This window comes from Streptomyces sp. DSM 40750 (assembly GCF_024612035.1).
In the GTDB taxonomy this organism is placed as follows: domain Bacteria; phylum Actinomycetota; class Actinomycetes; order Streptomycetales; family Streptomycetaceae; genus Streptomyces.
Genome location: NZ_CP102513.1, coordinates 6,238,053 through 6,263,275 on the forward strand (window position 1 = coordinate 6,238,053; position 25,223 = coordinate 6,263,275).

A 25,223-nucleotide genomic window follows, 5' to 3' on the forward strand; every position below is an offset into this window, starting at 1 on the left:
CCAGTTGCAGAAAGCGTTTACCGTTCGAGGACGTTCGGTGATCAGCTTTCCGGGCTTGGAGGAGAGCAGCGATGTCATCAGCACACAGCAGGCCCTTCGCGGGCGTGCGAGGGAGAGCGCGCCCCGGCCCGGGGCGGTACATGCGAAGAATGGTGGCGCTGCTGTGCGCCGTGCCTTTGGTCATGGGGCTGAGCCCGGCATCGATCGCGGCAGCCGCGGAGGACCATGCCGCCGGTGACCGGCTTGATGTGGTGACATTCGGCGATACCGCCTCGGAGAAGGAGCACGGCTTCACCGGGAAGTCCACGACCGTCGTGGACGGCGCGGGCGGACAGAAGGCGCGGGTGGCGCAGCCGCTCTCGCCGGCCGGCAGCCACCTGGGCGACCTGGTCTTCACGGCCGCGGTCGATCCCGCCCGGCAGAACTACCTCAGCCTGAAGTTCTGGGGCGAGGACGCGTCGCCGTACTCGACCGTCGTGTACGTGAACGGCGAGCAGGCCAACTACCGCAGCAACGGTGACTACGAGGCCATCAGCGCCGGCACCGGGAAGGCGCTGGAAGGCCGGTTCTTCTTCGCCACCACGATGCTGCCGCTCGCCTCGACCCAAGGGCACGACAAGGTCGAGATCATCGTTCGCACCTTCTCGGGCCTGACGGACACCGCGAAGGGCGAGTCCCGCCGCTACTACCAGGCGATCACCCACACCAGCCCGAAGATCTCCCTGGCCGACGGTGACGACACGGGCTACGAGGCCGGCACCAAGGCGGCCCCAGCGCTCTCCGCAGAGGAGGAGCAGAAGCGGATCGACGGCTTCCGCACCACCCAGATCGAGCTGTTCGACAAACTGTCCGCGCAGTCCGACGCGAGCGACACCTCCGCCATGTCCATCGTCCGTTACAAGGACGACCTGCGCTTCTACGCCGAGACCCTGCTGACGGACTGGTCACCGGCGAAGACCGACGCGGAGAAGAGAGCCGCGCTGGAGCGGATCTTCAAGTCCATCGACAACCACACCAGGAACTACTACGGCAACGTCAAGAGCCTGGGCAACGGCGGCCACCAGTCCGACTGGGGCGGCTACTACGGCGCTCTCGGCGAGGCCCTCTACATCGTCGAGAACCTGATCGCCGACGACGGCGTCTACGGCACGGAGAAGTTCGCCGACCTCCTCGACGAGCCTTTCGGGACCGGCACCACCGACGGCGAGAACACCATCGCCGGCGTGGACTTCAAGGGCGGCGAGCTGACCCGCGGCGAGGCCTGGGAGCGCGTGCTCAAGGCCAACTTCGACTTCGCCCGCTCCCGGCTCTCCTACATCTACAACCAGGTGCTGTACACCTACGAGGGCGCCTGGAAGGCCCATGAGGGCCTGCGCGTCATCGGCTCCGGGTTCTACGAGGGCAAGGAGCGCAGCCACGCCATCGCCGGCGAGTCGCTGGGCTTTGTTCCGTTCCTCGGCGAGGAGGTCCTCGTCGGCCCGGACGGCGGGAAACTGGACCTCTACCACTCGCTTTTCCGGCACGACCGCAACGCCGTCTTCACCGACGACTACCTCCAGATCGTCATGAAGGGCCTGGCCAGGAGCAAGCTCGACGCCGAGGGTGAGGTGGTGCGCCGGCTGCCGTACGGCAAGCACTACACCGGTGTCACCACCGCCGGTCTGACCCGGGAGAACGGCTACGTCGGCAGTTACGGTGAATCCACCAACTACCTGCCCTCATGGTTCTTCCGCACCCTCGACCACAAGGGTGACGAGAAGCTCAACGACGAGATCCTCAAGCTCGCCCTGCGGAACCTCCATGCCCGCGGCCAGACCCGCTACCAGGGCACGGACGCCGACGGCAACCGCATCATGTACATGCAGCAGGTGATCGACGACCGCAACACCGCCTACCCCGGCAAGATCGCCTACGGCACGGACACCGGCAGCGGCCGCGGCCTGCTGCACGCCTCGCTGGAGCAGTACATGGCCGACAACGCGGCCGCGTACGCGAGTGAGGAGTGGGCGCCGTACTGGCGCTACGCCCGTGAGGCCGTCGGATACAGCCAGCAGCAGCTGGCGGACCATCAGTACTTCCCGCACTTCGCCACTGTTCTCACCAACCACAGGTACGACCTGCGGCTGCCGCGCACCTACGCCTACCTCACCGGGGGCCGCGGCTCCTACGAGCGGTTCAAGCAGACCGGCGCCGGCGTCGTCCTGCCGCACACCGACCTCGACCGGTACACCGACGAGGAACTGACCAGGCTCGGCATCGACCGCGACAAGCAGGACCGGACGTTCGCCTGGGTGGACATCGACAACCTCCTGGTGTCGGTCCGCGACGGGGACACCCACCTGTTCGGCAACCTCGTCGAACGTGCCAGGGGCTACCTGGGCAACGGGCGGCTGCACGCGCAGTACGGCGGCCACGAGCAGCTGGTCCAGCTGCAGACCCAGGGCGTCTTCCGGTCCGAGGAGTACTACCTGCGCGCCGCCTCGGGCGAACACCCGATGTTCTTCGACCGCTTCACCGAACCGGACCGTCCGCTGGCGATGGCCGGCGAGCTGATCCCGGTCACCCACCAGCCGGGCGTCGGCACGGTCGAGCGCGACAACTGGCGCCAGGACACCCCGTACTCGGGCTACCCGGACCTGCTCACCAGCCGGTACGGCCAGTACTTCACGGCGGTCAACACCACCCGCGAGGCGTATGAGAACGCGCGCCTGTTCAAGGTGAAGCTGCCGGCGGGCTTCTCCGGAAGCAAGGTCCGTGACCTGGTCTCCGGCAAGGAGCTGTCCGTCTCCGACGCGGGCACGGTGGAGGTGTCCTCGTTCAGCGCCGTGGTGCTCGACCTCGGCACCGACAAGGCCGTGCCGGAGGTGCCTTCGGCGGTCGACGTCGCGGTGGCCACGCCCGGTTCGCGGGCGGTCGGCCTGACCTGGGCGCCTGCCGCGGGGGCGACCTCGTACACCGTCGAGCGGGCGACCTCCGCGAGCGGCCCGTACGACACGGTGAAGAAGACGGTGAAGGGCGTCAGCCACATCGACGAGGTGCCCTTGTCGAGCGGGGCGGAGGGCACCTTCTACTACCGGGTCGTCCCGGTCAACGACCAGGGCGAGGGCCGGCCGTCCCGCCCGGTGAAGGCCGAGGTCACCCCGGGTACGACGGCGGCACTGCGGGACGGCGCCTGGCGGGACGACACCATCGGCGACGCCGACGGCGGAACCGTCTCGGTGAGCGGTGACACGATCACCGTGAAGGGCGCGGCCGGTGACGGCTTCGGCGGCGGCGATGACACCGTGCACACCGACCGGTTCCACCCGGACGCCTACACCCAGGTGAGCAGGCTGGTCCAGGGCGGTACGACGGTCTCGGCGAAGCTCTCGGACACCCGCGAAAGCGACGGCGCGGTGCGGGGCGTGATCCTGCGCGACACCACCGACAAGGTCGGCCGCTACGTCTACCTGGGCGCGGACGCCGAGGGCGCGCTGTCGCTGCGCCACCGCAGCCTGGACACCCGCTCGGACATCGGCACCGGCAACCCCGGGGGCACCGGCGCCGGCGGCATCACCCGCAGCCCGTTCACCGAGGAGCTGAAGGGCTACACCGTCGCGGAGTACCCGTACGTCAAGCTGGTCCGGCTGCCCCGGTCGGACCGGGTGCTGGCCATGGTCTCTCCGGACGGGGTGCACTGGAAGAAGGCCGGTGAGGCGTCGGTGCCGATGGTGGACGTGGTCCACGCCGGTGTCGCCGCGGACCGGGCCGCCACGTTCACCCAGGTCGCCACCGAGGCGCTGACCGACGACACGGTCATCGCCGACGGCACCTTCGGCAAGCGGTCGGGCACGGTCACCTGGACCAAGCCGAAGGCGGCCGTGGCCTTCGACCTGTACCGCACCTCCGACGCCGAGACCGCGGCCACCGACCCGCGCGAGGGCGGCGAAGGCTGGAGGAAGCTGCTGGACGACGAGTACGCCCGGTCCTTCAAGGACGCCGTCTACGGCGGTCAGGTGTACTACAAGGTCGTCGCGCGCACGGTCGAGGGGACCACCTCGGTCACCGCCGAACCGGCAGTGATCACGGGGGAGTCGCTCGCCTCGGTCCTGGAGCAGGCCCGTGCGCTGCCCGCCGAGGACTACACGACGCGCAGCTTCGCCCGGTTCACGGGTGTGGTCGACGCCGTCGAGGAGGACAGCAAGCAGCCGGACGCCGACGAGTCCGCCCTGATCAAGCGGGTGTACGACGCCTACGACCTGCTGGTGGCCGTCCACCACCACAGCTTCGAGGCGTCCGAGCCGGACATCTGGCAGCAGGCGGGCAGTGGCCCGTACACGCTGGCCGTCGAGGAGGACTACGGCCGAACCGGTGACCGTTCCCTCTCCTTCACCAGCACCGACACCACCGGCAACGCGGCCTACAACCAGCAGTTCAACAGCCTCAAGCAGGGCACCTCGCCGTTCACCGCCCAGCCGGGCAAGGCGTACGCGGTGTCCTTCTGGTACCAGCTGAAGGACTATGTGCCGGGCCGCAACGTGGGCGCGTACTCCTTCGTCTCCTCGCGCAGCGCGGGCAACCGGATCGGCACCGAGCAGCGCACCTGGCTGCCCGCGGGCGACACCCCGGCCGGGCAGTGGAAGTACTTCGAGCGCCTCTACACGACCGTGGACGATCCCGCGGTCGACAACATCGCTGTCGAGCTCGGATTCCGTGGCTCGTCCGGCCGGTTCCGGGTGGACGACGTCAAGGTGACCCCGATCGAGACCTGCGACGTGAAGCTGCCCTACACGGACAGCTTCGAGGCCGCCGACTGCGACATCTGGCAGCAGGTGGGCAGTGGCCCGTACACGCTGGCCGTCGAGGAGGACCACGGGCGCACCGGTGACCGTTCCCTCTCCTTCACCAGCACCGACACCACCGGCAACGCGGCCTACAACCAGCAGTTCAACAGCCTCAGGCACGGCGCGTCACCCATCACCGCGGAGCCCGGGAAGACGTACAAGGTCTCCTTCTGGTACCAGCTGAAGGACTACGTGCCGGGCGCCAACGCGGGCGCGTACTACTTCGTCACCTCCCGTGACGGAGGCACACGGATCGGCACCGAGCAGCGCACCTGGCTGCCCGCGGGCGACACCCCGGACGGAGAGTGGAAGCTTTTCGAGCGCACCTGCACGACCGTGGACGACGCCCGCGTGGACAACGTGGCCATCGAGCTCGGCTTCCGTGGCTCGTCCGGCACGTTCCGCGTCGACGACGTAAGAGTGGAGGCGGTCGACTGACGCGCTGACGCTCCCCGCACACCGAGCCGAGCCCCGGACCGCACCACGGCCAGGGGCTCGGCCCGTTCCGGCGCACCGCCGTTCCGGCGCAGCCCTGGGCGCGACGCGGGCGCGGGCCTCGTGACGGCCCCGTACACCACGGCCGTGGACGTGACCTTGCGGAAGATCCCCCGCACTCAGAGTCGGCGAGGGATTGGACGTCGCCTATCTCGCTCTGCTCGCTCGGCCTTGCCGCTCGCAACGGCTGGGTCACCGTGGCGAACCTGCCGCTCCTGGTCATGGCGTGCCTCGTCTACGACAACGCGACGCGGGCGTCTGGGCATGCCACAACAACGGCTCGTGCCAAGGGCCTTCGTTGGTCGCGTCGATCAGCCGCCCCGGCGGGAGCGCAAGCCCGAGGGTACGACCGTTGAGGTCGGCCGCGAGGGTGGGCATGGGTTGGGAAGAGTCGCGATGCCAGTGACTGTAGGGGCAGCCATGGGCAATCGCTCGTGCCGTGACCGGATAGGTCCGCCGGGTCGCCGGTTGGGACGGGTGGCCCGGTGCGCTCTCGCCGCGGTAAGGGCACGATCATCACCTTGGCCGCGGCTGAAGCCGATCCGCTCCTATGACCGCGGTGTGCTGGCCCAGCGCCACGTAGTGGGACGAGGGTGCCCCGGCAGTTCGGCGCGGCCGGTGGCCCACAACAGGGTGAGCCAGGGATCCGCGCCGCCCGGAGCCTCGGGAAACAGACGGTCGAGCACCCGAGAGCAGAGCGCGGAGGGCGGGGTCCAGGCAAGCCCCAAGCCTTCCGCCACATCGTGCATGTGTACCAGCGTCTCTACCACCCCCATCGCCGCGAAGCCTTCGGGGTCCGACACCCCGGAGGCGTGGTGGGCGCGAACCCGGGGCGGCGTCGTACGCACCATGGCGACCAGCAGCGCGCCGCACGCCTCCAGCACCTGCACCAGGCCGGCCGGACCCGCATCACGGTCCGCGAAGAGGAAGACCGCGGGTCCGTCCGGCCTCTTCTGGCTCAACGCGAAAGGCACATGGGTGTCCAGCGGCGGGATCTGCGGCCCCAACTGCACGGCGTAGTACAACAGGTCGTTGGCGAGGTGCTCGACGGTCTCCCAGCAGTCCCACTCCAGCGAACCGGCCTTACCGCCCCACCCCTCGCGGGGTGCGTCCCGAAGGATGCCCACGGCGAGCCGCACGGCAAGGTCGACGTCGTCCGCGGTGACGGAAGACAAGACTGATCCGGTTTCGACTGATCGAGACATGACAGCACCGTATCCCGAGGGAAGATTGCGGCGGCGGCACTGCGGACCTTGAGACGCACCCGCCCGGGGCGGTGGTCGAACACCGCCCCGGGCGAGATCGGTTGCGAGGTTCCGTGTCAGGTCACCCGGCGGTGAGGTAGGCGCGCTCGATCGTCTGGAGCAGGGTGTTGCCCGAGTCGTCGGTCAGCTCGGCCCGCAGGGAGACGGAGCCGGGCTCGGCCGGGTGCCGCAGCGACAGGTGGGTGCCGTCGACGGCCTCCGCTGTCTGCCAGGTGGCGCCTTCGTCGTAGGAGACCTCGAAGGCGAGCTTCGCGGGCTGTCGGCCGGCGGACGCGCCCTCGACGGTGAAGGGCACGTCGAACCGCTCGCCCGCCTTCGCCGTGCTGTCCAAGGACAGTTCGGGGGAGAAACGGACCACCGACAGCGGCAGGTCGGTCGTCTCGTCCTCGGGGACGCCGGCGGATCGGAACGTCCACTCCGCGCGGACGCGGGTGCTGACCGGCGAGAGTCCCGGATCACGGGAGTTGTCCAGGGTCAGCTTGTACGCCCTGGCCTCGTCGGGAACGGTGAATTCGGTGATGCTGTCTGCCGGGGAGGAGCTGTGGGGGATCTCCTCGCCGTCGGCCTGGAGCGAGCTCTCGGCCGAGGCGTATCCACCGCCGCTGTCGTAGTGCCCGGCGCCGTCGCCGAACAGCGGCAGAAGGGCCGTGATGACGTTCCCGGACCGCTCGACACCGGGATTCCCCATCGCCACGGAGCCCATGGAGCCCGCGGCGCCGCCCAAGGCCGGGCCGAAGACGCCGACGTTGAACCGCTCGGTGTAGCTCTGGCCGGCCTGCCAGGTCCTGGGCGTCCCCTGGAGCTGGTACTCGGACGCGCCCTCGGCACTGTACTGCTGCATGGCGAAGGACCACTTGACGCCGTTGTCGAGGATGTAGTCCGTCGTGCGCAGCGGCAGGTCCCCCCTCAGCAGGTCGTAGCGCCCCCACAAGTCCCCATCGGGCATGTGGGGACTCACAGCCACCAGGACGTCCTTGTCCGCGGCAGGTGCGCCTGCCTGGAAGTCGACCTTGGCGAGCTGGTTCTGCTCCACCTTGGCGGCGAAGCCGCCCAGGTCGCCGCGGCGGTCCCAGGAAAGGTGGTAGGTGACCGGCCTGCCCTCGTCGTCCTGGGTTGTCCAGTCACCGGAGTACTGGGCGAACCCGGTGTCGGCGGGCACCTCGGGGCCGAGTTGCCCGAACCGCATGCCCTGGAAGGTCGGGAGCCAGTACCCGCTCGTGTTCTTGGGCATCCCCGCGGCCCGTTCGTAGCGGATCGCGACTGTGGCCTCGGTGTTCTTGGCCGCTGCGTCGGGCACGGTGATGTCCAACGGCTGCGCCTGCCGGGGGTCGACGGTGACGGTGGTGTCCTGGTCCAGCCGCAGCCTCGGCTGCATCAGTACGGCTTGGGCGGAGGACGTGGAGTCGGGGTGAATCACACCGGTGAGGCCGTAGTCGCCCTTGGGCAGCCGTACCGTGAGCTCGCCGTCCTCCTCGGCGGCGTAGCGGGTGTAGAAGTCCCTGTCGAGGCCCTCCACGGTGGTGACGGCGTCGCTGGTCGGCTTGCCGTTCTCGTCGATGTGCTTCAACGTCAGGTCGAACGACTCGACCTCGCGCTGTACCCCGACCGCGGTGCGCACCGCGACCTTGTCATCGGCCGAGACAGCCGATACCGAGCCGCCGAACGTGCCGTCGGCGCTGCCGGAACGGGTGTCCGCGGTCACGTTGGCACTGGCCTCGCCGCCTGCAGGGACGGTGAGCCGCTGCGGCGACACGGAGAACATGCCCTCGGCGGTCGGCTTGCCGTCCACCGAGAAGGCGTCGACGGAGAGGTCCAGGGTGACCGGCTCCGTACCGAAGTTCTTGTAGGTGAGCTGCTTGGTCACCGGTTCGTCGTCGTTGTGCGGCCACTGCTGCGAGCCGAAGTTGATCGGCCCCTGCTCGGTGACGACACCCTGTGCCAGTGCCCGGACCAGGTCGGTGCGGCCGGTGCCCTGCTGGAAGGAGCTGTACGAGCCCGGCTTGGCGGACGCGGTGAGGACGGACTTGATGCGCTCGCCGGTCCAGTCGGGGTGCTGCTGGGCGAGGATCGCCGCGGCGCCCGCCACATGCGGGGTCGCCATGGAGGTGCCGCCGATCGTGATGTAACCGGGTACCGGGGAGGGTTTCGAGGCCTCCAGGTCGCTGCCGGCGGCCGCGGCGGCCGTGATGTCGACACCGGGCGCGGTCAGGTCGGGCTTGACCCCGCCGTCACCGACGCGCGGACCACGGCTGGAGAAGTCGCCGAGCTGGTCGGACTTGTCGACCGCGCCGACGGTGAGCGCGGCCTCGGCGCTGCCGGGCGAGCCGACGGTCTGTTCGGACGCGCCCTCGTTGCCGGCCGCGATGACGAAGAGCGTGTCGCTCTCGGCGGAGAGCCGGTTGACCGTCTCCTCCAACGGGTCGATACCGTGGGTGTCCGTGTAGCCGAGGCTGAGGTTGACGACGTCGGCCCCCTGGGCCACCGCCCACTCCATGCCCGCGATGACGCCGGAGTCCGGGCCCCAGCCGCCGTCGTCGAGGACCTTGCCGTTGAGGATCTTCGCGCCGGGGGCGACACCCTTGTACTTGCCCCCGGACTTGGCGCCCGTCCCGGCCATGATGGACGCCACATGGGTGCCGTGGCCGAACTTGTCGCCGGGGCCGGAGGAGCCGGAGAAGTCCTGCTCCGCGATCACCTGGCTCGCCAGGTCGGGGTGGGTCTTGTCGACCCCCGTGTCGAGCACGGCGACCTTGACGCCGGTGCCGTCGTAACCGGCGGCCCAGGCCGTCGACGCACCGATCTGCGGGACGCTCTTGTCCAGGCTGGCCCGGCGCCTGCCGTCCAGCCACACCTTCTCCACCGCCGTCGAGGCGGTGAACCCGGCCGTGGTCCGCGCGTCGCCCTTGGCGGCGGTGTCCGTGACGGCGTCCCAGAACTCGGCGCCACGCTTCTTGACGGGACGCATTGCCTTGCCGTTGACGACGGGCAGCGCCCGGCCCATCTTCGCCCCGGCCCCGGTGAACGGGCTCATCGCGGGGGCCTTCTTGCCCTTGAAAGTGACGATCAGCGGCAGGTCGCCGCGGCCCGCGTCGTCGTAGCCGTCCGCCACCAGCTGGGTCACGTCGAACAGCCGGGAATCCAGCTTGCCCCGCGCCAGCAGCAACTCCGCGTCGCCGGGCACCACATGGGTGTGTCCGTCGATCTCCCGGACGGAGAACGGCATCCGTTCCCGGCCCTTCGCCCGCACCACCCCGGTGACCTTTCCGGCGCCGTCCATCATGACCTGGTCGCCGGTGACCAGTGTCACCGTCTTCAGCGGACGGGGCTTGCCGGTGCCGCTCGAGCCCTGGGCCGACACCGAGAAACTCCCGTCGGCCGACGTACCGGCCGAGGCCGCCCGAGCGAGCCCGCCCGGGAGGGCGGTCAGCAGCAGGGCGGTGGAGGCCAGGCCCGCCGCCGCGACCATCGCGCTGTTTCGTCTTGTGCCTAACGCCAACTGATGCCTTTTCACAGGTCGTCGAGTCCCTGTCTCTCTCGGTTCGTGATTGCTCGTTCGTGGTGCTGCTCGTTCGTGGCGCTGGTGGTTCGTGGCGCTGGTGGTTCGTGGTGTTGGTGGTTCGTGGTGTTGGTGGTTCGTGGTGTTGGTCGTCACCGTGCGAGGGACGTGGCGTCCCCCATCACGATCACCGGCTGCAGCGCCGGGTCGAGCGTGAGCAGCAGCTCCTTCATGTGCTGCCGCGTCAGGCTCACGCAGCCGTGGGTGGGTCCCCCGTGGTCGACGTGCAGCCAGATGCCGCCGCCGCGGTCCGCGCCGAGCGGACGGGTCCAGTCGAGCGGGGAGGTGCCCGGCCGGCGGTTGTAGTCGATCGCCACCACGTAGTCGAAGGAGCCGGCGAGCGGCTCGCCCTCGAATCCGGTGCCGCCGATGGTGAAGGAACCGGACTGGTCGTAGGGCAGCTTCGTGCCCGGGTCGGGGAGCAGTCCGCCCGCGTCGCTGAGGGTGAACACACCGATGGGCGAGTGCAGGTCACCCGCGTGATGGTCGTCGGTCCACCCCCGGAGCGCGTTGTGGGCGGCCCAGGTCTGCCCGGCGGCCCAGCCGTCGCCGGTGCGCCGGTACAACACCACCTGCGACTGCGGGGAGTTCCTGTCCTTCCCGGTGACGACGACGACCTGCCGGGCGTTGTCGGGGATCTCGGCGAGAGTCTTCGGGCCGAGGCCCGGCAGGTCGGCCGGTGCGGAAGGGCTCGGGTCCGCGGTTTTGGCGTCCGGGGCCCTTTCGCCGGCCGCGTTCGTTTCGCCGGCCGCGCTCGGCGCGGATCGGGCGCGAGCCGTGCTGGACGTGACGGGCCGGGTGTCCCGCGCACTGGCGGTGGCCGAGGGGACGTCCCCCGGCGTCCCGGTACCGGGGCCGCCGCACCCGGCCAGGGTGAGGGCCAGGGCCAGGGCCAGGGCCAGGACCGTGGCGGGAACCGGCACTCGGGAGCCCACGGAGGAGGAGAGGTGTCTCACCGGGCGCCTCACGAGGTGCCTCACGAGGTGCCTCATCGCGCCGACCCCGCCGTCCACTCGCTCCACGGCATGTTCCAGCCGTTGAGTCCGTTGTCGGGGGCGATCACCTTGTCGTCGGAGTTCTTCACCACGACCACGTCGCCGATGAGGGAGTTGTCGTAGAACCAGGCGGCGTCCTGGCCCAAGTCGCCGCCGCCCTTGATGTCGTTGAGCCCCACACAGCCGTGGCTGATGTTGGACCGGCCGAAGACGGAGTCGGCCCCCCAGTAGTTGCCGTGGATGAAGGTGCCCGAGGTGGACAGCCGCATGGCGTGCGGGACGTCGGGGATGTCGTACTGGCCGGCGTAACCGACCGTGGCGCCGTTCATCCGTGTCGAGATCAGCTTCTCCGAGACGACCATCCGCCCGTTCCAGGTGGGCGTCGAGGCGGCGCCCGCGGTGATCGGTATGTTCCGCACGGTGGTGCCGTCCTGGACGACCTTCATGGTGTGCGCGGCGGCGTCCACGGTGGACACCTGACTGCGCCCGACCTTGAACCGGAGGGTCCGGTCCTGGTCGCCGTACGCGTCGGCGGCCCCTTTCACTCCGGCGAGGCGGATCCTGACGGTGACCGTGGAGTGGGGCTTCCAGTACTCCCGCGGACGGAAGTCGAGGCGCTGCCCGCCGAACCAGTGGCCCACGACGGTCTGTCCGCTGTCGGCACTGACGTCGATGGCGGACTCGACGGCCTTCCTGTCGGTGATCGGTTTGTCGAAGGTGAACGAAACCGGCATGCCCACGCCCACCGTGGAGCCGTTCTCCGGGGTGTAGGTGCCGGTGAACCGGTCGGCCTCGGCAAGGGTCCTGAACGTCACGGTCCTGCTGACCCGGTGGCCGCCGGCGTCGGTGGCCACCGCCGTCAGCCGGTAGGCCGTGCCGTGCTTCAGGTCGCCCGAGGGGGTCCAGCTCTTCCTGTCCGGGGAGCGTTCGCCCGGCACGGCCCGGCCGTCCGTGGTGGACAGGGACACCTCGGTGATCGTGCCCCCGTCGACCGTGACCCGGCCGCCGGTGGCGACCGGGACGTGTTCCTGCCCGTCGGTGGCGTGCAGTTGCAGCCGGGCCACCGTTGCCGCCCGGGTGGCCTGCACCGGTGTCTTCGCGGGGTCCTCGGCGGGGTTCTTCGCGTCCGACGGCCCGGGGCCGCAGCCGGCCAGCAGGCACAGCGAGACGGACAGCAGCGCCAGGGTGGACCGGGCCGGGCCGGTGCGATGTGTGGTTTCTCCGTCGTGCATGGGGTCAGCGTGGAGCGCGGAAATCAGGAAGCTGTCAGGGTGTGGGAAGAACCGCATGAGGGCCGTTCACCCTGCTGACGCCGCCTCAGCACACATAAGGTCACCGGCGTGTGCGCACATATTCTGATCGCGGAGGACGACGGCATGCAGGCCGAGCTCATCCGCCGGCTCCTCGTCAAGGAAGGCCACAGGGCCGTCGTCGTCCGCGACGGACGGGCCGCAGTCGACGAGGCCCGCAACCACCGGCCCGACCTGGTGATCCTCGATGTCATGCTGCCGGGCCTCGACGGTTTCGGCGTCTGCCGCGTGCTGCGCCGGGACGCGGACATACCCGTGCTGATGCTCACGGCCCGCTCCGCCGAGGACGATCTGCTGCTCGGTCTCGACCTCGGCGCGGACGACTACATGACGAAGCCGTACAGCCCCCGGGAACTGCTGGCACGCGTCCGCATCGTGCTGCGCCGCACCCTGAGCCCCGTCGAGGAATCCCCCGTGCTGCGTGTCGGGGGCCTCACCGTCGACCCGGTACGGCACGAGGTCACCTGCGACGGCGCGGCGGTCGGCTGCACCCCGGGCGAGTTCGCCATCCTGACCGCCATGGCCGCCGAGCCCGAACGGGTCTTCTCACGCCGTCAGTTGCTGGAACACACCCGCGGTCACGACCGGGCGTCCACCGAGCGCGCCATCGACATGCACATCATGAACCTGCGCAAGAAGATCGAGGCCGACCCGCGCACACCCGCACGGCTGCTGACGGTGTTCGGAGTCGGCTACAAACTCGTCGACGGCCCGGGTCCCTCATGACCGGCCCGGACGGCGGGACGCCCGTTCCCCGCATCCCCTGGCACAAGAGTCTGCTGGTACGGCTGCTGCTCACCTCCGTGGCGATCGCGGTGCTGTCCGTGGGCGCCACCGCGTGGCTGGCCGTGCAGCTCACCACACGGGCCATCCAGGAGGAACGCGGTCAGGTGCTCTCCGACGACTCCGACATCCTGCGCCGGCTCGGCGGCTATGCCGCGGCCCATGCCGACTGGGACGGCGTCGGGTCCACCGTGCACACGCTGTCGCGCACCCTGGACCGGCGCATCGCCCTGACCACCGCGGGCGGGCGGCTCATCGCCGACTCCGCCGCACCCGGCACCGCACTGCCCGTCCGCGCCTCGGCCACCGTCGACCCGCTGCGTACGGACACCTACACCGAGCCCGGCGCCCAGCTCGCCGGTATCGATCCGCGGGCGGTGGGACCCTTTCGGCTGTCCCCTGCCGAGGCGGAGACGGTGAGCAAGCGGGCGCAGCGGCGTGCTGAGTGCGTGGCCGGGTTCGGCAGCGGCGGTCGCACCAGACAGATGCCCAGCGGCCGTACGGTGGTCATCGCCGACAATTCGGAGGCCGTGCTCTCGCAGTGCGTCGACGGAGTGGACGACCCGCCGGTGCCCACCGAGCGCAAGGCGCTGGCAGCCCTCGCGAAGCTGATGGCCGGCTGCCTCCCCGACGACTGGAAGCGGCTGGTCGAGGCGGACCCCTCCATGCGGGAACTGTTCGGGACCGACGTCATTCCCGGAATATCCGGCCAGGCGGCAGGCAACGGCGACCCGCAGGTGCAGAACTGCGTCGACACGGCGCGCCGCACCCAGCTCGACCCCTACGTCGCCCCACCGGCGACCCTCTACCTCGGCGACCGGGAGCAACAGCGGTCGGACTTCGACCTCTCACCCGCCAACAAGAGCAAGATCATCGGAGTCAGCGGTCTCGTCCTGGCCGTCACGATCACACTGACCGCCCTCGTCGCCGTCCGTCTCGTCCGCCCCCTGCGCGCCCTGACCGCCGCGGCCCGGCAGCCACCCGAGCGACACGCACGGGTCGCCGTCACCACCAAGGACGAGACGGGCTTCCTGGCCGCCGCCTTCAACGACCTGACCGCGCGCCGGGAACGGATGGAGGCCCAGCGCAAGGCCATGGTCAGCGACATCGCCCACGAACTGCGTACCCCGCTGACCAATATCCGCGGGTGGCTCGAGGTCACGCGCGACGGACTGCTCGACCCCGACTCCGGCCTCATCGCCTCCCTGCACGACGAGGCGCTGCAACTGCAGCACATCATCGACGACCTGCGCGACCTAGCCGCGGGTGACGCCGGCACCCTGCGGCTGCACCGGGAACCGCTGGCCGCGGACGAGTTGATCGGCCAGGTCGCCGCCGCCCATCGCAGCCGCGCCGAAGCCGCGGTCGTACACCTGCGGGCGGAGGCCGACCCCGGGCTCTGGATGGACGCCGACCCGGTGCGCATGCGCCAGGTCCTGGGCAACCTCGTCTCCAACGCGCTGCGGCACACTCCCACGCAGGGCACGGTCACCCTCAGCGCCCGGCGGACGGCGAACGAGGCCGTCCTGACCGTGCGCGACACCGGAGGCGGCATCTCCCCCGAAGACCTGCCCCATGTCTTCGAACGGTTCTGGCGCGCCGAGAAATCCCGCAGCAGACGCACCGGGGGCAGCGGTCTCGGCCTGTCCATCGTGCGCCAGTTCGTCGAGGCACACGGCGGAACCGTCACCGTCGGCAACACCCCCGGCAGCGGAGCGGTGTTCACCGTCCGGCTGCCCCGTGTGCCCGGGCCGGAGGAACCTCAACTGTGAGAGGTCGTCAGGGCGCCCATCGAAACGGCGCCCCAGGGCACACCGCGGCACGGGGACATCTACGACGACGCGACCCAGCAGGTGCACAGCAGCGCGAACGCGAAGTTCTCCAAGAACGGCACCATCCCGGATCACCAGTACCCGAAGCGCGAGTCCCAGACTCGCCGGGCCCTGGTAGAGGCCAAGCAGGCCATCTCGACGTCCCTCGCCATGCTGCAGGCGGCGGGAGGCGCTCCGGGCGGCCAGCTGCTGACGGGACTCCAGTCGGGCTTCCCGGCGTTCCGGGCCGCGACCCCCGAGCAGATCGCCACGCTTCTTCCGCTTCTTCCGCACAGCGCTCGGATGCGTTGCCACCAGTGCGGCCGATCAACCGTCTTAATCCTGCGAAGCTCCACCTCTTGATCTGACGAACCTGGAAGGACACCGTGTGAGCGGGAATTTAGTCCGGGAACTCGCGGTGGTCTCTGCCACCGCGGTCACCACTGTCGGTGCCGTTGTGGGAGTTGGCCAGAGCAGCACCGGCCAGGCGGTGAACGACACTGAAACGACGGCGAGCGGCTCGACCCTCCTCGCAGACATACCCATGGGGCAGCAGGCTCGGATACAAACGGCCTCCTTGACCCAACAGGCCGACGCGCAGTCCTTCGCCGCGGACAACAGCGCGAGGGAGACCGCGGCGGAGGCGGCCCGTAAGCAGGCTGCCAAGGACGCGATCGCCAAGCAGAAGGAGGCCGAACGGAAAGCCCAGCAGAAGGAGGCCGAACGGAATGCCCAACAGGACGCCAAGGATCGCCAGGAGGCGCAGCAGCAGGCCGACCGCTCGCCGACGAGCTCCTCCGGTGTCGCGCCGCAGTCCTCGTACACCGTTGCCCAGGTCCAGGCCATCGCACGGCAGATGGTGCCCGGCAATCAGTTCCAGTGCTTCAGCAACATCGTGGACCACGAGTCCGGCTGGAACCACAAGGCGGTCAACCCCTCTTCCGGGGCCTACGGTCTCGTGCAGGCCTATCCCGGCTCCAAGATGTCGTCTGCCGGAGCCGACTGGCAGACCAATCCGGCCACGCAGATCAAGTGGGGCCTGAACTACATGAACGACCGCTATGGCAGCCCCTGCGACGCATGGGCGTTCTGGCAGGCCAACGGCTCCTACTGAGCCGACACCGGGCGCGCTGAGGCCGCTCGACGCGCGGTTCCTCACCGTTCCACGGTGAGGAACCGCCCCGTGCGGGTCGGGCGGACCGCACTCCGGCCTTCCCCGACATCGCCGCCGCGTCCGCACGGGGTCGAGTGGCTGATCCGGCCGTCTCGGCAAGCGGCCCGGGCCCGGTCGGAGGACTTGCGGACTTACGGATGGAGGCGCACGCGGGCGAGCGCGACCTGATCTTCCTGGACGAGTCCGGCTTCGCCCCGACCATGCCCACCGGCTACACCTACTCGCGCATCGGGCAGCGGGCGGTGGTGCCCCGCGAGGACACCAAGAACCGCCGGGTCAACGTGCTCGGCGCCCAGATCGTGGGCACCACGCCGGACCTTCTCTGGCAGCCCACCTGCGGGAAGATCGACGCCGGGATGCTGCTGGGGTTCGTCTGCGCGGACCTGGCCGGCCTGCCCGGTGGGGCCGCAGCCCTGGAGCTGGCCGCCGACGGCCTCGATGGACAGCTGCCCGTCCGGGCACGCTCGCGGCCGTGCACCGTGGTGCTGGACAACGCCTCAGCGCACACGGCCAAGGCGTTCAAGGGCGCCGCAAGCAGCTGACCAAGATCGGGGTGGAGCTGTTCTACCCGCCACCGCGCAGCCCGGAGTTGAACGACATCGAGTTGGTCTGGCGGCAGGCGAAGTACCAGGACTACCCGCAACGCGCCCAGACCAGCACCGACGCCATCGGCAAGGCCGTCGACCAGGCCATGAACCATCAACGCGACCGGATCCGACAGTCAGCAACGAACCGCATCCAAGCCGCTTAGTCGCGCTTGGGCCAGATCGGGCCCTGGTCGGTCCAGATGACGCCCTTGTTGCGGCACAGGCAGAAGGGGTGGCCGATCGGGTCGGTGTAGATCTGCCAGCCGTAGCCGTTGGGGCCGATGAAGTCCTGCCTCAGCGTCGCGCCGAGGTCGAGGACGCGGCGCTGCTCGGACTCGATCTCGTCCACTTCGAAGTCGAGGTGGAACTGCTTGGGGTGCTCGCTGTCGGGCCACTGCGGAGCGCGGTAGTCGTCCACCCGGATGAATGCCAGTTCGATCTCGCCGAACTGGATGCCAGCCCAGTCCTCGGAGCTGCCTTCCTTGATCGGACGGCCCGTCACCTCGGAGTAGAAAGCCGCCAGCTTCATCGTGTCCGGACAGTCGATAATGAAATCGGTGAGTCGCAGCATCCCGCGATCTTGTCACGGGCTGCGAGCTGGGTGGCCGGTGGTCCGCGGCCCTGCGCTCGGTCGGGCCGCGCCCGTTCACCTGCCGCGCCCAGTGACGCGCCGCCGCGGCTCTCGCCCGCGATGACTCGAAGGTGGGCACCGTCCGGGGGTGTCATCGGATCGGTCACGCCGGGCCGGTAAAAGCCCACTCCCCGTGCCCGACACGGAAGACGACGAACGCGGGGTCGCTGCGCAGGAACTCCGCGCCCTCCGGCGCGGTCACCCGGTCGCGCGCCCTTCCCGGTACATGCACCTCGGCCGTAGAGCCCACCGGGACCCGCACCGACAGCCGCAGCTCCCGGTCCAACCGCGACCAGGACACGGCGGCCTCGCCGCGCACCGTACGGATCGACGTACGGGCCCAGTTCACTCCCGTACGGGCGTCGGGGCGTACGGAGAAGGTGCGGTAGCCGGCGTCCCCGGGGCGCAGCCCGGCCACGTTCTCGTACAGCCACTGCGCGACCGTGCCCAGGAAGTAGTGGTCGCGGGAGCGGGAGCTCAGCGGCCACATCTCCCACATGGTGTCGGCGCCGTTGGCCTGCCAGTACCCCCAGCTCGGATAGGTGCGCTGTGTCGCGACGGCGTGGGCCACGTCCGGGCGGCCGTGGGCGCACAGCACCTTCAGCAGCACGCTCGTGCCCAGGCAGCCGGTGTTCAGATGGTTGCCGCGCGCCTCGATGTCCGCCACCAGACTGTCCAGCACGGAGGCGCGGGCGCCGGCCGGTACCAGGCCGAAGGCGAGCGGAATCGCGTTGGACGTCTGCCGGTACCCGGGGTCTTTCGCCGTGCGGTAGTGGCCCTCGGGGCTCAGGAACGCTTCGTTGAGCGCGGTCCTCAGGTTCTCGGCCGCCTCCCGGTACCGCTTGACGACCACGCCGTCACCCAGCAGTTCGCCCAGTTCGACGGAGTGCAGCAGCGCCCGGTGGAGGTACGCGGTCGCGGTCAGCCGGGTGTCCTCCGGGGGAATCTCGTAGCCGGGCGCCACCCAGTCGCCGAGCGCCGTGACAGCCAGCCCGTCCCGCAGCCGGGACAGCTCCCAGTCGAGGTACCGGGTCAGCGTCGCCCAGTGCTCGCGGGCGACGCGTTCGTCCCCGTACACCCGGTACAGCTCACGGACGACGAACGGGTGGACGGTCGTCCATTCGGGGGAGGGAGCCAGCTCCCGGTAGCCCCAGCCGCCGCTCGGCACGATCACCGGCAGCTGCCCCGCATCGTTCTGGCTGTCCGCCAGATCACCCAGCCACTTGGACAGGAAGCGATGTACCCCGAAGGCGTACGTCATCACCGGCGTGCCGACCTGGGCGTCGCCGGTCCAGCCGTTCTTCTCGTACATGGGCGTGTCGGTCGGTATGCCGTGCAGGTTGTTGAGGACCGCGCGGCGCATGGCACCGTCCAGCCACTCGTAGAACGGCTCCGAGCAGCCGAAGGAGCTGACCTCCTCGACGCGTGTGTGCACCAGCCGCCCCACCACCTGCTCCGGGGACGGGCGTGCGGGCAGGCCGTGGATCTCCACGTAACGGAAGCCCTTGTACGAGAACTTCGGCTCCCAGACCTCATCCTCGTCACTGCCCGCGCAGATGTACTCGTCGGTCTGGAAGCGGCCCGGGACATGGCCGGTCTCGGCCTGCACACTTCCGTCGGCCTTCAGCTTCTCACCGTGGACGAGGCGGACGACCGTGCCTGCCTCGGCGCCGCGGACGGTCAGGCGGGTCCAGCCCGCCATGGTGCGGCCCATGTCCACCACGTACACCCCGGCGCGGAGCTCGGAGACCTCCGTCGGCCGTACCGTCTCGGCGATCTCGATCGGGTCGTGCGGCTGCGCCCTGAGCGCGCCCCGGGGGGCCTGCTGCACACCCGCCGGCCGCCAGCCGCTGTCGTCGAAGCCGGGCCGGGTCCAGCCGTACGGTGCCCGGCCGGCGTCGTACGTCTCCCCGGCGTAGAGCGAGTTGGACAGGATCGGCCCCTTGGCGATCCGCCACGCGCCGTCCGAGGCGACCGTGGTGCGGGAGCCGTCCGGGTGGTCGATCTCCAGCTGGGCCAGCAGCCGGGGCTCGCCGTGCCACGGTGGGGTGTGCCAGTTCCAGACGTTGGGGGTGGTCATGCCGAAGAAGCCGCGGCCGAGGGTGACACCGATGGCGTTCTCGCCCCGCCGGAGCAGCCCGGTGACGTCGTGGACGGCGTAGAGCACGGTCTCGTCGTAGTCCGTGAAGCCTGGGTCGAGCACCTGCCGGCCGACCCTGCGGCCGTTGATCTCGGCCTCGTAGTAAGCGAGTCCGCTGATGTAGAGACGGGCCCGGGAGATCCGCTTGCGCACGGTGAAGGCGCGGCGCAGCAGCGGAGCGGGCTGCTCCGGCACGGCGATGCTCACCCCACTGCCCCAGGGCCCCTGCCCGTACGGAGCGAGTACCGCGGCCTCGGCCCAGCCCGTTTCGTCGAACTCCGGGCGCTGCCAGCCGTCTTGGGGCTCGGTCTCACAGACGCGCCAGCCGGGGCCGGTGACCAGTTCATGCGGGTCGCCGTCCTCCGTCTCGACGACCAGCCGGGCCAGCAGGCCGCCGGGGTTCACCGAGGCGCCGGGGCGGTTGGTGGCGCGGGCGGCGAGCACCACCGGGCGGCCCGCAGAGCGGGCCTCCTCGACGACCTCGGTGACATCGGCCGCATGGCCGGTGCGCCAGCCGTCCTGCCGCTCCGGCGCGTGCAGCACTTGCCTGCCGTCCAGATGGAGCGTGAAGTCGTCGTCGGCGGTGGCGACCACAGTGGCTCGCCGCACCTCCGTGCCGTCGACCGGCAGACGCAGCGCCGCCCGGAACCAGCGCGGTCCCACGGAGGCGTCGGAGGAGGCGGCGCCCGGTGACCAGACCCACGAGGCACCGGAGAGGGAGGGCGGCTCCGCGGGAGCGTCGGCGCCGATCCAGCGGGCCTGCCAGTCGGCGGCCGACAACGTTGTCTCCCACCAGTTGACCTCGCTCCAGCGGGAGGGCCGCCCGGCGCCGTCCCAGGCCCGCACCCGCCAGTGGTAGCGGGTACGGGTGCGCGGCGGGGGTCCGTCGTAGGGGATACCCACGCTGTGGTCGGACGCCACCTTCCCCGAGTCCCAGACCAGCTTGGCCGCCGTCCCGGTGCCGTCCGTAAGCTCCCGCGGGGCGAGGGCCACCTGGACCTGGTACGCGCTCTGCCGGGCGCCGCGCCCCGACGCGGACAACTCCCAGCTGAGACGGGGGCGCTCGACATCGGTGCCGAGGAGCCGCTCGGCGTACTCGACGGTGGTGCGCTCGATCCGGAGTGCCCCGGTGCGGCCGTCCTTTGGGCCCTGCGCCGGTGTGCCTGCGGCCGCCGCAGGCCCGGCTGAGAACGCGGTGAACCCGGCGCCCGCGCCTGCCGTCGTGCCTTTGAGGAAGAGTCTTCGGTTCCAGATCTGGCTCACGCGCGCTCCTCGCTCGCTGTGTCGTCCCTGGACAATGACCGAACTTGAAACGATTCAAAACCGTTCGTTCCGGGAAATGCTATGTAGGCGAACCCACCCCAACAAGGTGTGTGGCGGCGGAGATTCGGGCGAGTGGTGGGGGAGGGAGATTAGGAGGCCGGGCGCCACGGAGGCACCGCGGCCGCGGCGGCGGGTGAGTGTGTGACGTCGAGCGCGGCGGTGCGGGACACGAACGCCGCGTCCCCCGTCCTGGCGGTCACCGGCGCCGAGACGTACGAGGTGCCCTGGTCCAGCTCGGCGCCTCCTCCTTTGTGACCGCAGCATGTAGGTCCAGGCAGCCTTCAATCGGCCTGGAGAATAAACAAACCCCAGGCCAGTTACCTGGAGTTCATAGTGGAGCGGGTGACGAGAGTCGAACTCGCGCTCTCAGCTTGGGAAACGACGGCGCTTGGTTGCCCATATGGCTCTGACGTGCACAGGCGGTCGTTGCTGAGGTGGTCGTCCGGGTCGATTCGCACCGCTGGCGACCGAGGCTTTTCCGCTCTTACGGGCACAGTGTGGGCACGGGCACCACCACCAGCCGGGCGATACGCGCGGGTGACGCTTGCGTCGACCGAACCGCAGCATCTCGCAGGCGGATCTGGAGTGTCCGTTGCCACTGCACATACTGGGATTCGACATGCGGACGTGGGCCTACGAATGTTGGTAGTGCATTTTTCTATGTACATCGCCAACATCGCCTGGAGGTGTCCACGTCCGTGACCCAGATCGACATCGACGACGACGCCCTGAACCGCGCCATGGCCCTGTCAAAGGTCAGGACCAAGAAAGAGGCGGTCAATCCCGCTCTGCACTTCTACGCCGAGCAGCAGGAGCGTGCGGCGCGCATCAGCCGTCACTTCGAGCGTGCACGTGTCGGGCTCGGGGCTCGTCGACGTACAAGTGGACTGTGCGGAGCCGTTGCGACTGCACATGGGTGCCCGAGGGTGCGACGGCCGTCGCCGATGCCGACGACGGCTTTGTCGAGGAGCTTGTGGTGCAGTGAGCACAGGCACAGACCGTTGTCGACATCGTCCGGGCCGTCGAAGGCACACCAGCGCACGCGCGCGACTTCCAGCCCGACCGGCACTGCGCCGATCCTGCCGTCGTAGCCGCAGAAGCGCGCCGGTACTCGTAGGGGTCAGCACCAGCTCTCGCATCCGCCGGTCCCGCTGCCTCCGCGCTGTCAAGAGCCGTTCGCTCTCCGTCGGCTTCAGTTTCCAGGCCGACGGCTTCGCGCAACTCGCCGTGGAGCGAGGGCGAGAAGTGAAGATCGAGCAGTAAAGGGACGATCCGGGTGAGCAGTTGGCGGTCGCATCGCAGTGCTGATCTCAGCTCGGGGGCGAGCCGTTTAGCGGCACCCGCTTCCCTTGGCTCTCGGAGTCCGGTTCCGGGGCTGCCGGGTCCTCGGCCGATACGCACTTCCCGTACGCCGTCGCTGACCAAGTGTTGGAACGGATAGGCGGGTGTCACCTTGTGGGGAAGTCCACCGCGGTCACCCGGTCGGCGCTTACGCCTGGCGATACCGGGCGAGGACGGTTCTGTGGTCTTGCCGCCGACCGCCTGGGGGGTCACGGCGGTGGCGCAGGCGAGGCGGTTGACCACAGGCCGACCCGAAGCCGCCGGTGCCGCTGTTCAGGTCATCAGGTCAGGGGTGCGCATGTGTGGGGCCTGCGGGCCGCAGTCGTGCACGGCCACCTCGATGCTGTCCAGGTGCGCGGTCAGGTCCAGGGTGGAAGTGCGCCGCCACCGTGGTGCAGGGCGTTGGCGACGAGCTCCGAACGACCAGGACCCCATGGTGTCGGCAGCCTCGACTGCAGTCGCCGGTACGAGACCTTCGAGGAAGTGCCGGGCGCTGCCGCGCGCGCCCGCGACGGATGTGGCGGAGCGGGCGGTTGCGCCGTTGCCGCTCATCGTGTCCACCAGGTCCCCCTGGTCTCTCATCGTCTGCGCCCAGCACTCCATCGCCGTTCGAGGCGGATTACCTAACCGTCGAACGCGCGAAAATCTATAGTGGATGGAGTAGACATTGGGCGGCGGCATGCTTATGGTTTCTCTCGTAGCCCAGAGAGACAGAAGGGCCCGGCAGACACGAACTGCCGGGCAGCAGTACGCAGTTGCAGTGCGCAGGACGGTGCGGTGGTGGAGTTCCGAAGCCAGGGTTGTCGTAGGGCGGCGACGGGGCTGACGACCGGACCGGGTGGCCCGCAGTGATCAGGGGCCGCCATGAGCAGTACCGCAGTGGCAGTACCCGTGAGTGAAGTTCGCAGTGCCCAGCAGCGAAGTCAGTGAGCAGTACCTCGGTGAAGGCGTCGGCTGCGGGCGCGCGCATCGGGAGGTTCGGCAGTGGGGTTCCAAGCCAGAGCGGACGCAGGACGGGCGACGGGGCTGACTGCCGGAGAGTGGCGCTTCGCGAGGCCACCAGTAGTTCGCAGTATCAGCAGTGCAAGCAGTACGCAGTACCCGTTTGGCAAGTGATTGGTTCAGAGGGAAGAACGGAGGAGCCGAGCGCCATCAGGATCGCCCGGGCGGAAGTCTGAGCCCGGGTACCGCAGGACATCGATAGTGAGGTGGTCTCCGGTCAGGCAACCGCGATCCCAGCAGCCCCGACAGCATCTCGGTCGGGTCTGCGGAAACAGAAGGCCGGCGCAGTACCAGGGCCGGCAGATGGTGTAGCAGTTCCTTCGGGGTCCTGGTGCCGTACGGCACCAGGACCCCTCCACGCGTTCCACAGAGAGGTGAGATGACAGCAGACGATTCCTTCGGCCGTCTCGACGACGACGATTACCCCGCCTACACCATGGGTCGAGCTGCCGAGATGCTCGGCACCACCCCCAGCTTCCTCCGCGCCCTCGGCGAAGCCCGCCTCATCACCCCGCTCCGCTCCGAGGGCGGACATCGCCGCTACTCCCGCTACCAGCTGCGGATCGCCGCTCGCGCCCGGGAACTCGTCGACCACGGGACCCCCATCGAGGCCGCCTGCCGCATCATCATCCTCGAAGACCAGCTCGAAGAAGCCCAGCGCATCAACGCCGAGTACCGCCGCGCCGCCTCCCGGCACACGGCCGGCATCTGACCCGCAGCCCGCAGCGACGGGGCCAGGCCGCGCTGATCCGCCGATCTCAGAATACGAGCGCGTGATCGCCGAAGATACTCTGCCGCCGGCACACGGGCGCGATCCCCAGCCCCGCCCCGGCACCACTCCCGACGTCCTGCGGCCCGCAGTCGATGCGCCTGCCGGCCCAACCGGCCGGCTGGCTGCCGCCGTCGGCCTGGAAGGCGGGGTGGAGCGTGCGGCGGCTGCTCTGAAGCCGAGGATGCGCGGCTGGCTGCACGCCGGTGTGTTCCCCCTGTCTCTGGTCGGCGGCATCGTCCTGATCGCCGTCTCGCGCTCGGCGGCGGCAGTGGCGGCCTGCTCGGTACGCGCTGTCGGCCTGTCTGCTGTTCGGCACCAGCGGGGTCTACCACCGTGGAACGTGGGGTCCGCGCGGGGAGGCGGTCCTGCGGCGGCTGGACCACGCGAACATCTTCCTGATCATCGCCGGCACCTACACCCCGCTGGCGGTACTGCTGCTGCCCGCGGGCCAGCAGCGACGGCGCTTGGGTACCCATGCGGCTTCTGACCTGCATGGATTCGTCATGCCAGAGCAGGCGTGAGTGCTTGGTGGCACCTTGGTTGACCGTGGTTGTCCGCTCTGAAGGGCACGCTATGGGCACGGCGCCGTGCGGTGGGCGCGTGGCGTGCCTGTGCCGTTCTCGTTGTGCGGCCGAGCGGGTTTGGCCGTTGTCCTGTTCGGTCTGTTGGAGGTGGCCAAGCCGCCGAGTGCCCACCACGGCGTACCCCTTCTCTGGCATCAAGTGGCTGATTGCAGCGTGCGCGGCGAGCGGATGCGAGCCGCCTTGAACCCGTGAAGAAGGTTGTTACTCAAGAGCTGTTGCGATGTACGTAATGGGGGAAGTGGCGGCCGGAGAGACGCTTGGGACCCTAGTCGTCACTTGGAGGCGCTTGTCAGTGCATCGGGATGTATGTTTGCGCGCCTGTCCTGCTCCAGTGCGCCCCTTATCGCAGGGGCTTCACCGGCCTCACAATGCCTCTTAAGTCAGGCGCGTGGAGGGTGAGGGAGACGGGTAGTGACCAATTCTGGTGGTGTCAGGCGTAGCGACTCTGAGGACACTTCCGACGGGCATGGCGATTCTGAGGAAACTTCGAAGAGTGGCGGGGGAAGGAAGCAGGCAGAGGAGAAGAAGGAATATCCTAAAATAAATGTGCGTCGTCGGATCTATTTCACCGATTGAGGGAATGAATGGCCGCTGGCGATGAGATGAGCGAACTCGTCAGGAACCAACTAGA

The 25,223-nt window shown here is 69.5% G+C and carries 15 protein-coding genes and 4 pseudogenes; 10 read left to right on the forward strand and 9 right to left on the reverse strand.

Going from position 1 to position 25,223, the window contains the following annotated elements; translation table 11 throughout:
- Positions 1 to 140: 140 nt before the first annotated feature.
- Positions 141 to 5,261, forward strand: coding sequence for a Tat pathway signal protein (locus JIX55_RS27845; RefSeq protein ID WP_257565998.1), 5,121 nt, complete (start codon positions 141 to 143; stop codon positions 5,259 to 5,261).
- 303 nt (positions 5,262 to 5,564) lie between these two features.
- Here the strand turns inward: JIX55_RS27845 and JIX55_RS51520 are convergent.
- The 5 genes and pseudogenes from JIX55_RS51520 to JIX55_RS27865 form a co-directional block, all read right to left on the reverse strand.
- Positions 5,565 to 5,716 (reverse strand): annotated as a pseudogene (locus JIX55_RS51520) (DUF4253 domain-containing protein); the annotation flags it as partial.
- Between the two features lie 150 nt (positions 5,717 to 5,866).
- Positions 5,867 to 6,523 (reverse strand): hypothetical protein, encoded by a 657-nt coding sequence (locus tag JIX55_RS27850; protein ID WP_257565999.1) that lies wholly within the window; start codon positions 6,521 to 6,523, stop codon positions 5,867 to 5,869.
- Between the two features lie 121 nt (positions 6,524 to 6,644).
- The gene (locus tag JIX55_RS27855) at positions 6,645 to 10,049 is read right to left on the reverse strand and encodes a S8 family peptidase (RefSeq protein ID WP_257566000.1); all 3,405 of its coding nucleotides are present in this window, start codon (positions 10,047 to 10,049) and stop codon (positions 6,645 to 6,647) included.
- Positions 10,050 to 10,231: 182 nt separating this feature from the next.
- Complete coding sequence (locus tag JIX55_RS27860; protein WP_443046542.1) at positions 10,232 to 11,131, reverse strand: L,D-transpeptidase family protein; 900 nt, start codon at positions 11,129 to 11,131, stop codon at positions 10,232 to 10,234.
- Positions 11,128 to 12,366: a L,D-transpeptidase gene (locus JIX55_RS27865; protein WP_257566002.1), complete on the reverse strand. Its 1,239-nt coding sequence runs from the start codon at positions 12,364 to 12,366 to the stop codon at positions 11,128 to 11,130. Before JIX55_RS27865 ends, JIX55_RS27860 begins: the two co-directional genes overlap by 4 nt.
- Positions 12,367 to 12,474: 108 nt before the next feature.
- On the opposite strand from JIX55_RS27865, the gene JIX55_RS27870 reads away from it, so the two are divergent.
- The 6 genes from JIX55_RS27870 to JIX55_RS27895 all read left to right on the forward strand — a co-directional run bounded on the left by JIX55_RS27870 (position 12,475) and on the right by JIX55_RS27895 (position 16,963).
- Positions 12,475 to 13,170 (forward strand): response regulator transcription factor, encoded by a 696-nt coding sequence (locus JIX55_RS27870; RefSeq protein WP_257566003.1) that lies wholly within the window; start codon positions 12,475 to 12,477, stop codon positions 13,168 to 13,170.
- On the forward strand, positions 13,167 to 14,999 hold the full coding sequence (locus JIX55_RS27875; RefSeq protein ID WP_257566004.1) for a sensor histidine kinase: 1,833 nt from the start codon (positions 13,167 to 13,169) through the stop codon (positions 14,997 to 14,999). Before JIX55_RS27870 ends, JIX55_RS27875 begins: the two co-directional genes overlap by 4 nt.
- Before the next feature lie 81 nt (positions 15,000 to 15,080).
- Positions 15,081 to 15,401 carry a hypothetical protein gene (locus JIX55_RS27880; protein WP_257566005.1) on the forward strand — a complete coding sequence of 107 codons (321 nt, stop codon included), beginning with the start codon at positions 15,081 to 15,083 and terminating at the stop codon, positions 15,399 to 15,401.
- A 25-nt stretch (positions 15,402 to 15,426) separates the two neighbouring features.
- Positions 15,427 to 16,152, forward strand: coding sequence for a transglycosylase SLT domain-containing protein (locus JIX55_RS27885; RefSeq protein ID WP_443046543.1), 726 nt, complete (start codon positions 15,427 to 15,429; stop codon positions 16,150 to 16,152).
- 197 nt (positions 16,153 to 16,349) lie between these two features.
- Complete coding sequence (locus JIX55_RS27890) at positions 16,350 to 16,754, forward strand: hypothetical protein (protein ID WP_257566007.1); 405 nt, start codon at positions 16,350 to 16,352, stop codon at positions 16,752 to 16,754.
- An 11-nt stretch (positions 16,755 to 16,765) separates the two neighbouring features.
- Positions 16,766 to 16,963, forward strand: coding sequence for a transposase (locus JIX55_RS27895; RefSeq protein WP_257566008.1), 198 nt, complete (start codon positions 16,766 to 16,768; stop codon positions 16,961 to 16,963).
- Here the strand turns inward: JIX55_RS27895 and JIX55_RS27900 are convergent.
- A complete protein-coding gene (locus tag JIX55_RS27900) occupies positions 16,960 to 17,370 on the reverse strand; it encodes a VOC family protein (protein ID WP_030617710.1) in 411 nt (136 codons plus the stop codon). The genes JIX55_RS27895 and JIX55_RS27900 overlap by 4 nt on opposite strands.
- Before the next feature lie 163 nt (positions 17,371 to 17,533).
- Positions 17,534 to 20,833, reverse strand: a complete 3,300-nt coding sequence (locus JIX55_RS27905; RefSeq protein WP_257566009.1) for a glycoside hydrolase family 78 protein — start codon at positions 20,831 to 20,833, stop codon at positions 17,534 to 17,536.
- 758 nt (positions 20,834 to 21,591) lie between these two features.
- Here JIX55_RS27905 and JIX55_RS27910 point away from each other — a divergent pair.
- Positions 21,592 to 21,747 (forward strand): annotated as a pseudogene (locus JIX55_RS27910) (type II toxin-antitoxin system VapB family antitoxin); the annotation flags it as partial.
- Here the strand turns inward: JIX55_RS27910 and JIX55_RS27915 are convergent.
- Both JIX55_RS27915 and JIX55_RS27920 read right to left on the reverse strand, forming a co-directional pair.
- Positions 21,729 to 22,360 (reverse strand): annotated as a pseudogene (locus JIX55_RS27915) (HNH endonuclease); the annotation flags it as partial. The pseudogenes JIX55_RS27910 and JIX55_RS27915 sit on opposite strands and share 19 nt — an antisense overlap.
- 147 nt (positions 22,361 to 22,507) lie before the next feature.
- Positions 22,508 to 22,816, reverse strand: coding sequence for an ATP-binding protein (locus JIX55_RS27920; protein ID WP_306820039.1), 309 nt, complete (start codon positions 22,814 to 22,816; stop codon positions 22,508 to 22,510).
- 799 nt (positions 22,817 to 23,615) lie between these two features.
- Here JIX55_RS27920 and JIX55_RS27925 point away from each other — a divergent pair.
- Together JIX55_RS27925 and JIX55_RS27930 are read left to right on the forward strand one after the other, a co-directional pair.
- Complete coding sequence (locus JIX55_RS27925; RefSeq protein ID WP_257566010.1) at positions 23,616 to 23,948, forward strand: helix-turn-helix domain-containing protein; 333 nt, start codon at positions 23,616 to 23,618, stop codon at positions 23,946 to 23,948.
- A gap of 196 nt (positions 23,949 to 24,144) precedes the next feature.
- Positions 24,145 to 24,466, forward strand: a pseudogene (locus tag JIX55_RS27930) (hemolysin III family protein); the annotation flags it as partial.
- Positions 24,467 to 25,223: the final 757 nt, after the last annotated feature.

What these genes read in the sequence shown, in the direction of transcription:
- JIX55_RS27845 (WP_257565998.1), top strand. Translation starts at nt 141, where the DNA reads ATGCGAAGAATGGTGGCGCTGCTGTGCGCCGTGCCTTTGGTCATGGGG.
- JIX55_RS27850 (WP_257565999.1), bottom strand. Translation starts at nt 6,523, where the DNA reads ATGTCTCGATCAGTCGAAACCGGATCAGTCTTGTCTTCCGTCACCGCG.
- JIX55_RS27855 (WP_257566000.1), bottom strand. Translation starts at nt 10,049, where the DNA reads ATGGTCGCGGCGGCGGGCCTGGCCTCCACCGCCCTGCTGCTGACCGCC.
- JIX55_RS27860 (WP_443046542.1), bottom strand. Translation starts at nt 11,131, where the DNA reads ATGAGGCACCTCGTGAGGCACCTCGTGAGGCGCCCGGTGAGACACCTC.
- JIX55_RS27865 (WP_257566002.1), bottom strand. Translation starts at nt 12,366, where the DNA reads ATGCACGACGGAGAAACCACACATCGCACCGGCCCGGCCCGGTCCACC.
- JIX55_RS27875 (WP_257566004.1), top strand. Translation starts at nt 13,167, where the DNA reads ATGACCGGCCCGGACGGCGGGACGCCCGTTCCCCGCATCCCCTGGCAC.
- JIX55_RS27890 (WP_257566007.1), top strand. Translation starts at nt 16,350, where the DNA reads ATGGAGGCGCACGCGGGCGAGCGCGACCTGATCTTCCTGGACGAGTCC.
- JIX55_RS27900 (WP_030617710.1), bottom strand. Translation starts at nt 17,370, where the DNA reads ATGCTGCGACTCACCGATTTCATTATCGACTGTCCGGACACGATGAAG.
- JIX55_RS27920 (WP_306820039.1), bottom strand. Translation starts at nt 22,816, where the DNA reads ATGAGAGACCAGGGGGACCTGGTGGACACGATGAGCGGCAACGGCGCA.
- JIX55_RS27925 (WP_257566010.1), top strand. Translation starts at nt 23,616, where the DNA reads ATGACAGCAGACGATTCCTTCGGCCGTCTCGACGACGACGATTACCCC.